Consider the following 13,819-nt stretch of genomic DNA (forward strand, 5'->3'; position numbering starts at 1 on the left):
CATTTATATGCGAATCACAGCCAAAATGATTGCAGATGAACTGGGCTTATCGCCAGCAACAGTTGATAGAGTATTAAATAATAGAAAAGGCGTAAGTACAAAAACAGTTGAGAAAGTGAAAGAAAAAGCACGAGAATTAGGTTATAGACCGAATAAAGCGGCTAAATTTTTAGCTACTCAAAAATTTACTAATATCGCATTTGTTCTTCCTGTTTTCCCAGATTACTTTTGGGATCACTTAGACTATGAAATAACAGAAGCTGCCTCTCTTTATTCAGATTTTGGCCTAAAAGTAGATATCCATAGAGTACACACTGTTCCAAACAATCATCAGGTAGACTTTGTGCAATCAATCATTGATGACAATAAATATGAGGCGATCGTTATTGCTGCACATGATACAGAACCATTAGAAGAATTAATAGAACAAGCAATGGATAAAAATATCGCTGTTTTCACCATCAATACAGATGTGCCTAACAGTAAAAGAATTGCTTATGTAGGAAGTGATTACTATGATGCTGGCTATTTGGCAGGAGAATTAATTCACTTATTTAATAGAGATGTTAAAAACGTCTTGATAATAAGAGAAAGAGAAAACACCTATCAAATGTTAAACAAAGACAATGGCTTTAAAGATTATTTCAAAAGTAAAAAAACAAGCATAAGTAGCATTTATTATGAATCATCAGCTTACATAGATACCGAAGAAATAAATACATTAATGAACGAAAATAAGGAAACTTTTTTGCATGCCGATGCCATATACGTGGCTGGAGGTTTATTGGATAAAGTAGTGCAATTCATTAGTGGTTGGAGTTACAAGCCAGTCATCATTGGTCATGATATAAATGAACCTATTTATAAAGCGTTTGAAGAAGAACTTATAACGGCTTCGATATGTCAAGATCCTGTTGCACAAGCAAGTTTTTCGTTAAAAAAAATAGCGAATTACTTTATGGATGAAGAAACGACGCCGATTAACTCGTATATTGTGAAACCAGAGATAGTGACAAAATCAAATGCAAAATACTATTTCAATAGATCGAAATAGCAATTTTCTTAAAAAAAGATGAACGTACATCAAAAAATGATTGACGTACCTCATTTAATGGTTTATGATGAATATGCAATCTTAAAATTATGGTGAAAGCACTTACTAAGTGGGAACACCATATTTTTATAAAGAAAAATGATGTACGTACATCATTTTGAAGCGTGGAGGTGAAACAGAGGGGAGTCATCACATAGAAAAAAATTTAAGGAGAGATTGTATATGAAAGTGAGATTATTTATTAGTTTGCTTATTTTAGTAAGTTTAATGGTAGCCTGTAGCTCTGGTGAAAGCGATGACAATAGCTCGGCATCAAATGGTGATGAAGTAGTAATTGATGTGTTTAATATCAAGGTAGAAACAACAGATCAACTAAATAATTTAGTTGAAGAGTATGAAAGCGAAAATGAAAACGTAAGCATTAATGTTACTACTGTAGGTGGCGGACAGGATGCACCTTCAGCACTACAAGCTAAATTCTCATCAGGAGAAGAACCTTCTATCTTTTTACTTGGTGGTCTATCAGATACTGAAAAGTATAGTGAGTATTTATTAGATGTATCTGACATGGAAAGTGCTAAGACGGCGATAGATGGAACATTAGATGGTGCAACCATTGATGGAACCCCTTATGGCATCCCTTTAAATATTGAAGGGTATGGCTGGATGATTAATAAACAAATTTTTGAGCAAGCTGGCGTGGATCCGGCATCTATTGATAGTTATCAATCCTTTGTAGAAGCTGTCGAAACAATCGATGCACAAAAAGAAGAACTAGGAATCGAATCAGTATTTGCTTTTAGTGCGAAAGAAGATTGGGTAGTAAGCCAGTTTTCAAGTCATTTTACAGCACCTGAATTTGATAATAATATACAAACTGCATTTGAAACAGATCAATTAAATCTTGAATATGGCGACCGCATGAAAGAATATGTTGATTTATTTAATCAATATAACTATCAACCAATTTTATCACTTGATTACAGTACTTCTGTAGAAGAATTATTTGCTAATGATCAAGCTGCTATTATTCACCAAGGTAACTGGATCGTACCATCTTTAAATAGTATTGATGAAAGTTTTGTAGAAGAAAAATTAGGCATTGTACCGTTGTTTGTTGAATCAGATGATGAAGGAAAAATCGTTGCAGGTCCTTCGTGGTATTGGGGAATCAACAAAGAAAAAGATGAAGAAGTAGTTGAAGAATCTAAAAAGTTTTTAGATTGGATGTACACTTCTGATACCGGTAAAGATTTAATTGTGAATGACTTTAAATATGTACCTGCACATGAAGGGTATGACCCTGAAGATATTAGCGATCCGGTTTCAAGAGAAGTATATGAGTACTTACTAGATGAAAAAGGAAAAATTTGGGCTAACAATCAATATCCTGATGGCTTTTTCTCAGAGGCTTTACTCCCTGAATTCCAAAAATATTTAGGTGATCAACAATCATGGGAAGAATTTGAAGAAAATATTAGTCAGTCATTCACGGAAATGCGATAAAGTGAGACTGCAATCATTAATTAGGAGTATTACTTACGATTGAACCGTGATAAATATTTCCCTGGTAGATGGAGCAAAGGTCCTTTTGCTCCATCACAGATATTTCGTTAAGGAGTGGGAAAATGAATTTTAAAAGCCGAACATATTGGCTGTTCTTGTTACCAACATTATTAGCTCTATTACTAGTATTGATTATTCCGTTTTTTCAAGGTGTATATTATTCATTAACCGAATATAACGGGTTTCAAGTAACTGGTTTTGTAGGATTAGACAATTATATAAAATTATTTTCAGATGAGCAGTTTTTGTATAGTTTAGGATTTACGGGAGCATTTTCGTTAGCTTCTGTAATCGGTATAAATGTTATTGGTTTAGCATTTGCATTGCTGGTTACACAAAAACTAGGTAAAGCGAGTACCTTTTTTCGAACCGTTTACTTTATGCCGAATCTTATCGGAGGTATTATTCTAGGGTTTATTTGGCAATTTGTATTCCTAAAAGCTTTCACGGGAATTTCTGAGGTAACTGGACTTGAATTTTTTAGAGGCTGGTTAGCTGATACGGAAACGGGTTTTTGGGGATTAGTCATTCTATTTGTGTGGCAGATGAGTGGTTATATCATGGTAATCTATATTTCCTTCTTAAACAATGTACCGAAAGAATTGCTAGAAGCAGCAACAATAGATGGTGCTAACAAATGGCAAAGTTTCTGGAAAGTGAAATTTCCATTAATTATTCCTGCCTTTACTGTCAGTTTATTTTTAACGCTATCTAATGCGTTTAAAGTCTATGATCAAAATATGGCACTAACAGGTGGTGGCCCATTCGGTTCAACAGAAATGGCAACGATGAATATTTACGATACAGCTTTTAAAGTACAAGAGATGGGCTATGCCCAATCGAAAGCGATCGTTTTTTTAATTGTGATTACATTAATATCTGTTATTCAACTTTATTTCACGCGTAAAAAGGAGACAGAACTATGAGAAATAGAGAACGTACACATAAATATACGATGCTGTTTATAGGTGCAATTGTCTCTTTATTATGGATCTATCCATTTTATTTAGTATTTATTAATTCAATCAAGACCAAAGCCGGAATCTTTGAGGGCACTCTAGGATTTCCTTCAGCGCCTACTTTAGAAAATTATCCAACAGCATTTGCAGAATTAGACTTTTTATTAACTTTCTTTAATTCTGTTTTAGTAACTGGTGGAAGTATATTCATTATAGTTATTTTCACATCGATGGCAGGGTATGCATTATCGCGTAAACCTGGAAAATCTAGTACATTAGTTTATTTTTTATTTGCGATTTGTATGCTTATACCTTTTCAGTCGATTATGATTCCATTAATTTCACTATTTGGTGCAGTTGATATGTTAAATAGAATGGGCTTAGCAATAATGTATTTAGGTTTAGGATCAAGTCTTGCTGTATTTCTTTATGTTGGCGCGATGAAAGGGATCCCGAAAGCTTTGGATGAAGCTGCAATTATTGATGGATGTAATAGATTTCAAGTCTATTGGTATATCATGTTACCAATGTTGAAATCAACCACCGTTACAGTGATTGTACTCAATGCTATATGGTTTTGGAATGATTACTTGCTACCGTCACTTGTGATTAATAAAGAAGGAATGTATACGATACCGTTAAAAACATTCTATTTCTTTGGTGAGTATTCAACCCAATGGCATCTAGCCTTAGCTGCATTAGTTATAGCAATGATACCTATCATTATATTATACATGTTTTTACAACGATATATTATTGACGGTATATCTGATGGAGCAGTCAAGTAAATAGAGGAGGTAACAATATGAAATTCACAGATGGAAATTGGTTAGTACGAGAAGGTTATCAGATACATTTTCCAAGAATAGTACATGAAGTTGAGGAAAAAGATGGTGCTGTTACATTATATGCTCCATGTAAATACTTAAATAACCGTGGTAATACATTAGATGGTCCACTTTTGACCATTAAAATCTCTGCCCCAATCAATGATGTTCTTCGAATCCAAACATGGCATTTTAAAGGCGGAAGAGAAAGATTTCCTCATTTCAATGTATTAGATCAAGCGAATGCTCTACAGGTTAAAAATGAAGGAGAATTCGTAACTTTTAGCAGTGGGGAACTTACATTAAATATATCCAAACAAGATTTTTCTATCTCTTTTGAGAATCAAACCGGGCGTTTAACAGATGTCGACGGAAAAGGTCTTGCATGGATTGATGGTCCCGAAGATAGCACTTATATGAGAGGACAACTTCGTTTAGGTGTGGGTGAACACTTATATGGATTAGGTGAACGTTTTACGCCATTTGTCAAAAACGGGCAAACCGTAGATGTTTGGAACAAAGACGGTGGTACCAGCTCAGAGCAATCCTATAAAAATATTCCTTTTTATTTAAGTAGTAAAGGTTATGGTGTTTTTGTAAATCATCCAGCAGAGGTTAACTTTGAATTAGGATCAGAATTGGTTTCTCGCTCTCAGTTTAGTGTCAAAGGCGAATACTTAGATTATTACTTTATCAATGGTCCGACACCTAAAGAAGTTGTAAGTCGCTATACGGAACTAACAGGAAAACCAGCATTACCACCGGCATGGAGTTTTGGTTTATGGTTATCTACATCTTTCACAACAGAATATAATGAAGAAACCGTTAATCATTTCGTTGATGGCATGTCTGAGCGTGGTATTCCATTAAGTGTTTTTCATTTCGATTGTTTCTGGATGAAGGAATTCGAATGGAGTAATTTTATCTGGGATCGCCGCAACTTTCCTGACCCAGAAGGTATGTTGAAACGTCTGAAAGATAAAGGGTTAAAGATTTGTCTTTGGATCAATCCTTACATTGCGCAGAAATCACCACTTTTTGATGAGGGAATGGAAAAAGGCTATCTTATTAAAAAAGCGAATGGTGATGTATGGCAATGGGATCTCTGGCAAGCGGGAATGGGCGTTGTTGATTTCACCAATCCTGATGCTTGTGAATGGTTCCAAGAAAAGTTAAAAGCGTTACTAGATATGGGAGTAGATTCCTTCAAAACAGACTTTGGTGAACGTATACCAACAGATGTTATCTATTTTGATGGTTCTGATCCGGAAAAGATGCATAACTATTATGCCTATAAATACAATCAAGTAGTGTTTGATCTGTTAAAAGAAGAGCTTGGAGAAGATGAGGCGGTGGTCTTTGCTCGCTCTGCAACAGCTGGAGGACAACAATTCCCGGTACACTGGGGAGGAGATTGTGATTCCACTTATGATGCGATGGCAGAAAGCTTACGTGGTGGCCTCTCGTTAACGAGTTCTGGATTTGGTTATTGGAGTCATGATATTGGTGGATTTGAGAATACAGCAACTCCAGATGTTTTCAAACGTTGGACGGCCTTTGGTTTATTGTCAAGTCACAGTCGATTCCACGGTAGTTCTTCCTACAGGGTACCATGGAATTTTGATGAGGAAGCAGTAGATGTAGCTCGCCACTTTACCAAATTGAAAAATAGCTTGATGCCTTATTTATATGGGCAGGCAGTCGAAAACAGTAAAACAGGTATACCGGTTATGCGTTCGATGGTCATGGAATTTCCAGAAGATCCATTATGTGAAACGCTCGATCGTCAATACATGTTAGGTGATTCGATATTGGTAGCACCGATTTTCAACGAAGCAGGACTTGGATCTTTCTATTTACCAAAAGGAAACTGGACACACCTTTTAACTGGTGAGGTTTTAGAGGGTGGTAAATGGATTAAAGAAAACTATGATTATTTCAGCCTGCCTTTATTCGTGCGTCCGAATACGATTTTACCGGTTGGTGTAAATGAAGAGAACCCAGTTTACGATTATACGAATGATGTTACATTTAAGATTTTTAATCTTGATAATAATCAAAAAGTGACCAGAAATATCGTGAATGCGAAAGGTGAAACGGTTGGGGCAATAATGGCAGTACGTCATGGTCAAAAGGTTACCGTTACAACAAATGGGTTAAGCAATGCTTACCATGTAGAAGTAGTAGGACATAAACGCGTATCAGCAAATCCTGGTGACGAAACGATCGAAATAGAGTTGTAAGACAAAATGATGGTCAAGTAAAAACTTGACCATCGTTCTTTAATATCTCAAATCTAAAAAACGTTCATGCGTGGAAAGTGCAACATAACCTGGTGGCAATTTATGAGATATTGTATGTGCTTTGTAACCGCTCCGGCTTGTCCGCTTCCCTTTCCGCGGGTTTTTACCCTAAGCTAACTTTTTAAGCAAAGTGCGCTTAAAAAGTGGATCTTAGGATAAAAACTTCCCGCAGGAGTGGAGGCGGACGCCTGCGCTTTTATATCTACCACAACTAAGGTAAGAATAGACATGTTAACCTTATGTACTATGGTCTACAAATTTGACATAATATTACTTACTATTGTGATCAATATTAACTGGATTATTATACATTTTTAATAACCCAAAATATTAGCATTTGCAAAAATTGTAGAGTCCCCCTAAGCGTAGGCGGACACTTCCACTCCTGTGGGATCGTTTTCCCTGAAGATCCACTTTTCCATGCGGTTTGTGCGTGGAAAAGTTAGCTGAAGGGAAAACCCCACGGAAAGGGAAGTGGGCAAGCCGCAGCGGTTATTACACACATATAACATATCAAAATTACCACAAGTGTTACTGAACAATTTTCTACATTTGCGGGCTACTTAATGGTGGGTAAAATATAATAGGGCCTTTTGAATAGAATTATTTTCCTTAGTTCGCTAATATAGAATATAAGAAGGGGGAGCGATTATGAGTTTACATAAAATAATTGTGGTTGGATGTGGGGACATGGCCAATATTTGGTTGGACTATGTTCAGCAAAGAAAGAATGCTAAGATTGTAGCACTTGTTGATTTAAATGAAGGCGCTGCCATTCGCAAGAAAGAACAAAGAAATCTTGAGGTACCAGTATACACAGATTTAAAGACTGCGATCTTACAAACACAAGCTACTCTTGTATTTGATGTCACCATTCCTGCTGCACACAAAACAGTGGTATCAACAGCCTTGACTAACGGTTGTGATGTTTTCGGTGAAAAACCGATGGCAGAAAATATCCAAGACGCAGAAGAACTTATAAAAATTGCGGAAGCCACTGGACAAACATACACGGTCATGCAAAATCGGAGATATTTAAAACAAATCAGACAACTTCATCATCTTGTCCAAAATGGAAAAATCGGTGACATAAAAGAATTACATGCCGACTTTTTTCTTGGTCCACATTTTGGTGGTTTCAGGGAGCAAATGGAAAGCCCGCTTATCATTGATATGGCGATACATACTTTTGATCAGGCACGATTTATTGCAGGGTGTAACCCATCCTCCGTTTATTGCTATGAATTTAATCCAAAAGGTTCTTGGTATGATGGAAATGCTTCGGCCATTTGTATTTACGAGATGGAAAATGGTTCTGTCTTTAGCTATCGTGGTTCGTGGTGTGCAGAAGGATTTCCTACTTCCTGGGAAAGTGAGTGGCGAGTGATTGGCACAAAAGGTACAGCAAAGTGGGACGGTTTTAATACTCCGTCATCAGAAATAGTTGCTGAAGTTTCTTCAGGAGAATTTATCAAAACAACCAAGCAAATGTCTAATGATTTTCAATGGCAAGGAAGAGAAGGGCACTTTGGATGTTTAGATGAAATGTTTGCCGGCTTAGAAGAAAATAGAAGAGCAGAAACAGATTGTCACGACAATATTAACAGTATGAAAATGGTGTTTGCTGCATTAGAAAGCGCTAAAACAGGAAAAAAAGTAGAGATCATCTAATAATGAATCGAGAGGTGGTAAAGCATGAAATTAGAAAAAAGCCAAAAATTATTATTCATCGGTGATTCTGTTACTGATTGTGATCGAGCTAAACCTGAAGGGGAAGGATTATTTCAAGCGTTAGGAAATGGTTATGTATCGATTGTGAATGCCTTCTTGCAGGCGAGTTATCCTGAATTGGGAATTCGAGTAGTGAATAAAGGTATATCCGGTAATAAAGTAAGAGAATTAAAAGCAAGGTGGCAGGAAGATGTAATCGACCAAAATCCGGATTGGTTAGCGATTATGATCGGAATTAATGATGTATGGAGACAATTTGATACACCTTTTATTCCGGACCATCATGTAGATATTGATGAATATCAAAATACATTAAATGAATTAGTTAGCGATGCGAAATCAGTAGCAGGAAATATCGTATTAATGACACCCTATTACATTGAAGCAAATCCGAACGATCAAATGCGCGCCAAAATGGATGATTATGGACGAGTAGTAAATCAGTTAGCTGCCAAACACAATACGCTTTTTATAGATACACAAGCAGCATTCAATAAACTATTAGAAAACCTATACCCTGCTGCCATTGCTTGGGATCGTGTCCATCCTAATGAAACGGGGCATACTGTTTTGGCCAAGGCTTTTCTAAATGAAATCGACTTTGATTGGCAAAAATAAGTGTTAAAGCTGATTGTTTAACCATATCATCAGCCTGTCGATTGCTTTGTCTTGATAGCGTGCATGCCATGGATGATGATATCCCTCATCAAATGAAATGAGACCTTTTTCTGGAATCGAAACAGAATCTAAAAATAACTGAATCGAACGAGGATGAACAATCGGATCTTTTTGGTCGTAAACACATAATAACGGAAAACGAAAAAGCGCACTTTCTGCGATTGCTTGCATGCCATTTTTTATTAATTCTGTTAACCATCTTGCAGTATACTCTGCAGTAATCAGTGGGTCTTGTTGTAATGCTTTTTCTTTTGGCAAGTAAGGTTCTAATATCGGAAATTTCTCTGCAAGCTTCCTCCATCTCGTAGGTTGGATTGATAGACCTGGAGTAAGGATCGAGGCTGTATCTAATAGTCTTCTCGCCAAAAAAGGAATTTGCACCCGTAATTCCAATGCAGGTGAGGATAAAATAACACCGTTCGTCAAATCGGGAAATTGCTGGACATAACGAATTACGATTAACCCGCCAAGACTGTGGCCAAATAAAAAAAGAGGGATAGCAGGATAATCTTTTCTTATTTTTTGGATGAGGATTTCGAGGTCATGTAAATAATCTGCAAACGTATCGACATGACCTCTGATTCCTTCTGATTTACCAAATCCTCTTAAATCAGGTGAAACAACCGCAATATCTTCATTTAAGAAAAACTCACCAATATGTTTATACCGATCGGAATGCTCTCCTGCTCCATGAACTAACAAAACCATTGCTTTTGGTTTTTGAGGAAGCCAACTACGATAAAAAATTCTTATATCATTAAATCCCGCAAAATAGTCTGTATTGTACATAGCAACCTCCAGCTATTAAAGAATTAGTGTCATAATACTATAAAGGATCGTCGATATAATGACGGCGACCAGTGCAGGGCCTAATTTGTACCGGGCATATTGAATGACATTGAGACCAAGAATTTTGGCAATAGTATTCGTATTGTCACTTAACGGGGAAGAAAAGGAACCAAAAGAACCACTGGCAAATACAGCGCCAATTACTAACGGTAGGGAAGCATCTGCAGCTTGCGCTAACGAAAATCCGAGCGGCATTAATATCCCCCATGTCCCCCATGATGAACCAATAAAATAAGAAACAAAAGAGCCAATTAAAAACATGACAGGAGGAATAAACAATGATGGAATCCAATCTACATTGTTAGTTACAAACGAAGAAAATCCAAGTTCATCTGCGACAGATGATAATGCCCAAACAACCGATAATAATAAAATCACAGACATTAGATTATTCCCTGCTTCGATAAATTCATGTATCATTTTTTTTAACGAATTTCGCTGAGCTACTTGCATCAAAAAAGTAAATAGTACGGTGATAAACAATGCAAGTACCATTGCTTGTAAGACATCTGCTTCAATAAATGCTTGTGGAAACCGAAAACCTTTTGTAAAACCATCCCACCATGTCAAAAACAATGTCAACGTAATCACCAATGTTACCGGAATAATAAGGTTCCAAGGTTTAGAAGGTAAATCATCAGCAGTAGCTGCATTTTCCTTTTCTATATTTACTTTATTCGGATCTCGTTCTTCTTCTATTAATGGCTCTTTAGAATGGCGAAAAAATACAAATAATGTACCGACGATAATCATCGTAATAGCAAAAAAGTTAAAAGGAATACTTTGAATGAAAATCGAATAGGGATCTTGCTCAATACCATGATTTTGCAAGCCCATTTCGATTACCGAAACCATATAACCTACGGAGGCTGTCGCAATAGGAATAAGCACAATAACGGGTTGTGTACTTGTTTCAATCATAAACGCAAGTTCTTTTCTTGTCATGTTTATTTTTGTTAATAATGCTTTCATAATCGGTGCCACTGTAACGATTCTAAAGCTTGGTGCACTGAAGGTACCTAGAGTGGATAACCATGTTAAAACGATCGCTTCTTTTTTACTATCAATTCGTTTAGAAGTGAGATCAACAAATCCTTTAATACCACCAGAAATTTTTATAATACCAACGAGACCGGAAAACATATATAAAAAGATAATAATTTGTAAGTTATTGATATCGGTTAAGCCATCGACAATATATTGAATCGATACTTGCATCCCACCAAGTAGGGTAGGTTGAATAAAATAAGCGCCAACGATCAAACCTAGTGTTAAACCTGGGAATACTTGCTTGGTCCACATAGCGGTGACAATCACCACAATAAATGGAACCACGGCAATCCAACTTCCTTCCATATGCCATCTCCTAACTGTATGTAATCCGTGCATTGATCGAAGTCTCACTGTATTAGCATGGTTAAAAGTTGTTGAAATATCCTTAAATCCAACATTTTAACTCGAAAAAAGGTATAATGGTAATAGAATGGAGGCGAAAACTATGAAAAATAACAGACAAAATTCGAATATGGAAGAGTACAAAGTGGAAAAAACGACAGAACTGCTTCCTTTCTTGCTCGAAATATTTTCTAATCGTAGTAGAAATGCCGTTAAATCAATTTTGACACGTGGTCAGGTGTATGTGAATAATCAAGAAATCACCCAACATAATTACGTTCTTGAGCCTGGATACAGTGTTTCAATTCAAAAAAATAAAGCAGCCAAAGCAGCCACTTTTGAAAAAATGAAAATCTTATATGAAGATGAGGAAATTATTGTAATTGAGAAAGAATCAGGTTTATTGTCGGTGGCAACAGAAAGAGAAAAATCGATAACTGCTTATAAGCAATTAACGGAATATGTTCAAACAATTGATCCCAACAATCGAATTTTTGTAGTGCATCGTCTAGATCGAGAAACATCTGGAGTGATGTTATTTGCAAAAAAGGAAAAGATAAAAAAGATCTTGCAAGAAGGTTGGAAAGAAATGGTCCAAGAGCGATCCTATGTGGCACTTGTAGAAGGTATTGTTAAGAAAAATGAGGATACCATTACGTCTTGGTTAAAAGAGACGAAAACGTTCAAAATGTATTCCAGTAAGAAAGCGGAAGATGGCAAAAAAGCAATTACGCATTACAAGTTAATCAAAGCTAATAATAATCTTTCACTGTTGTCCGTTTATTTAGAAACAGGTAGAAAAAATCAAATTCGTGTTCATATGTCTGATATTGGACATCCGATTGTTGGCGATAAGAAATATGGAGCAAAAGCAAACGCGATTGGACGTCTCGGTTTACACGCAATCGTATTAGCGATTAAGCATCCAGTAACAGGAGAACTCCTTCGTTTTAAATCGAATATCCCGACAGAGTTCTTGAAGAAAAAATAACAAATGATCGGAATATAAGTACACTGCGATATAATTGCTTACAGTTCTCTTCACGGGAATTATGCTTTTTTCCCGTGAAGCCGAAGATAATTCCCGTCAAGAAGTAGAGGATTCCCGTGAGGAGAGACTGAATTCCCGTCAAGCACATGTTAATTCCTGTGAAGAGAAAAATACTATCGTCTCTAACAGAATATCCGCATCAGCTATGTCTCTTCTTCTTCCTAATACGTACAAAAATCCAAAAGATATCGAAGTCAATTCGAATAATACTTTGGATTTTTTAATTTCTAAATGAAATATACATTATGTATTTTCGCGATGATTAAAATAAGCTATAATAGAAACACTAAATAAAAACGTTTTCATTTCATCGAGAAAAACCTTTTAAAAGGAGTTGGATATATGAATCAGCTTGATCGATTATTTGAACAGTTTTATGATAATGCTTTAGAAGAAACAATTAAAGCTGCAGGGCCAGTAGAAAGAAAGTTAACATTGAAAAGTAGTTTGTTAGAACTCTTAGGTGATTTTTCTTATTTAGATGAGACGAGAGTGCCACTTCAAGCAACAATAGTTGAAACAAAAGAATTTTCTGATTATAAACGAGAATTAATGATTTTATCTATAACAAAGCATTTGGAAATAAAAATGTATGTTTTAACACCTAAAGCCGAAAAAATTTTTTCTCCCGTATTAGCACTGCATGGTCACGGATATGGTGTGAAAGAAGCTGTTGGATTATCTGAAGATGGTGAAAAAGAACAGGTGGTGAGAATACATAATCAATTTGCCGTACATTTAGTAAAAAAAGGTTTTAAAGTTTTTGCACCTGAAGTGATCGGATTTGGTGATCGTCGTTTAACAAGAGATATTCAACAAGGTAATATCAATTCTTGTGAAGCGATGGCAACCACCTTATTAATGGAAGGAAAAACATTGGCAGGGTTAAGAATTTGGGAAACACGAAGAATAGTAGATTTTATAGAAAAATCGAGTGACGTCGATAAGAAAAAAATAGCAATAATGGGCTTCTCAGGCGGTGCATTGATTGCTGCTTACACGGCAGCTCTTGATTTACGGGTAAAAGCGACAGTCTTGACCGGATTTACAAACACATTTAAGGGGAGTATTATGGCGATGCATCATTGCATTGACAATTATATTCCTGGAATACTAAACTATGCAGAATTGCCGGAGTGGATCTCGTTAATCTCACCACGGAGTCTTTTTATTGAATCAGGCGAAAAGGATCCAATTTTCCCGAATCGTTATGTAATGGAAGCCATAAACCAAATTGAAGAAAATTATCAAAATCGACCAGAAAAGTTCAGTTGCGATATCTTTCCAGGAACACATGAAATTAGCGGTAGAAAGGCTTATGACTGGTTAAGTGATCAACTTTCATAAAAGAATATGTGAATAATTGTAATCTCAATAAAGGAAATTTTGTGTAATTTAACCGAGAG

Annotated in this window: 11 protein-coding genes; 9 read left to right on the forward strand and 2 right to left on the reverse strand. The window is 36.1% G+C overall.

Going from position 1 to position 13,819, the window contains the following annotated elements; genetic code table 11:
• Positions 1 to 7 precede the first annotated feature (7 nt).
• The 7 genes from BN3107_RS05560 (at position 8) to BN3107_RS05590 (ending at position 9,058) form a co-directional block, all read left to right on the forward strand.
• Positions 8 to 1,054: a LacI family DNA-binding transcriptional regulator gene (locus tag BN3107_RS05560; RefSeq protein ID WP_058306631.1), complete on the forward strand. Its 1,047-nt coding sequence runs from the start codon at positions 8 to 10 to the stop codon at positions 1,052 to 1,054.
• A 222-nt stretch (positions 1,055 to 1,276) separates the two neighbouring features.
• Positions 1,277 to 2,560 carry an ABC transporter substrate-binding protein gene (locus tag BN3107_RS05565; protein ID WP_058306632.1) on the forward strand — a complete coding sequence of 428 codons (1,284 nt, stop codon included), beginning with the start codon at positions 1,277 to 1,279 and terminating at the stop codon, positions 2,558 to 2,560.
• Between the two features lie 122 nt (positions 2,561 to 2,682).
• Positions 2,683 to 3,546 (forward strand): carbohydrate ABC transporter permease, encoded by an 864-nt coding sequence (locus BN3107_RS05570; RefSeq protein WP_058306633.1) that lies wholly within the window; start codon positions 2,683 to 2,685, stop codon positions 3,544 to 3,546.
• Entirely contained in the window at positions 3,543 to 4,367 is an 825-nt protein-coding gene (locus BN3107_RS05575) for a carbohydrate ABC transporter permease (RefSeq protein ID WP_058306634.1), read from the forward strand. The genes BN3107_RS05570 and BN3107_RS05575 overlap by 4 nt, the downstream gene beginning before the upstream one ends.
• A 17-nt stretch (positions 4,368 to 4,384) precedes the next feature.
• Complete coding sequence (yicI, locus tag BN3107_RS05580; RefSeq protein ID WP_058306635.1) at positions 4,385 to 6,649, forward strand: alpha-xylosidase; 2,265 nt, start codon at positions 4,385 to 4,387, stop codon at positions 6,647 to 6,649.
• Positions 6,650 to 7,360: 711 nt separating this feature from the next.
• Complete coding sequence (locus tag BN3107_RS05585; protein ID WP_058306636.1) at positions 7,361 to 8,380, forward strand: Gfo/Idh/MocA family protein; 1,020 nt, start codon at positions 7,361 to 7,363, stop codon at positions 8,378 to 8,380.
• 24 nt (positions 8,381 to 8,404) lie between these two features.
• Positions 8,405 to 9,058, forward strand: a complete 654-nt coding sequence (locus BN3107_RS05590; protein ID WP_058306637.1) for an SGNH/GDSL hydrolase family protein — start codon at positions 8,405 to 8,407, stop codon at positions 9,056 to 9,058.
• A 3-nt stretch (positions 9,059 to 9,061) separates the two neighbouring features.
• On the opposite strand, the gene BN3107_RS05595 is transcribed toward BN3107_RS05590, so the two are convergent.
• On the reverse strand, positions 9,062 to 9,907 hold the full coding sequence (locus BN3107_RS05595) for an alpha/beta hydrolase (RefSeq protein ID WP_058306638.1): 846 nt from the start codon (positions 9,905 to 9,907) through the stop codon (positions 9,062 to 9,064).
• A 15-nt stretch (positions 9,908 to 9,922) separates the two neighbouring features.
• Positions 9,923 to 11,323: a Na+/H+ antiporter NhaC family protein gene (locus BN3107_RS05600; RefSeq protein WP_058306639.1), complete on the reverse strand. Its 1,401-nt coding sequence runs from the start codon at positions 11,321 to 11,323 to the stop codon at positions 9,923 to 9,925.
• Between the two features lie 142 nt (positions 11,324 to 11,465).
• On the opposite strand from BN3107_RS05600, the gene BN3107_RS05605 reads away from it, so the two are divergent.
• Together BN3107_RS05605 and BN3107_RS05610 are read left to right on the forward strand one after the other, a co-directional pair.
• Complete coding sequence (locus BN3107_RS05605; RefSeq protein WP_082631237.1) at positions 11,466 to 12,353, forward strand: RluA family pseudouridine synthase; 888 nt, start codon at positions 11,466 to 11,468, stop codon at positions 12,351 to 12,353.
• Positions 12,354 to 12,755: 402 nt separating this feature from the next.
• A complete protein-coding gene (locus tag BN3107_RS05610; RefSeq protein WP_058306641.1) occupies positions 12,756 to 13,760 on the forward strand; it encodes a dienelactone hydrolase family protein in 1,005 nt (334 codons plus the stop codon).
• The last annotated feature ends 59 nt before the right edge of the window (positions 13,761 to 13,819 follow it).

Origin of the sequence: Gracilibacillus massiliensis (genome assembly GCF_001458115.1) — a bacterium.
Taxonomy (GTDB): Bacteria; Bacillota; Bacilli; order Bacillales; family Amphibacillaceae; genus Gracilibacillus; species Gracilibacillus massiliensis.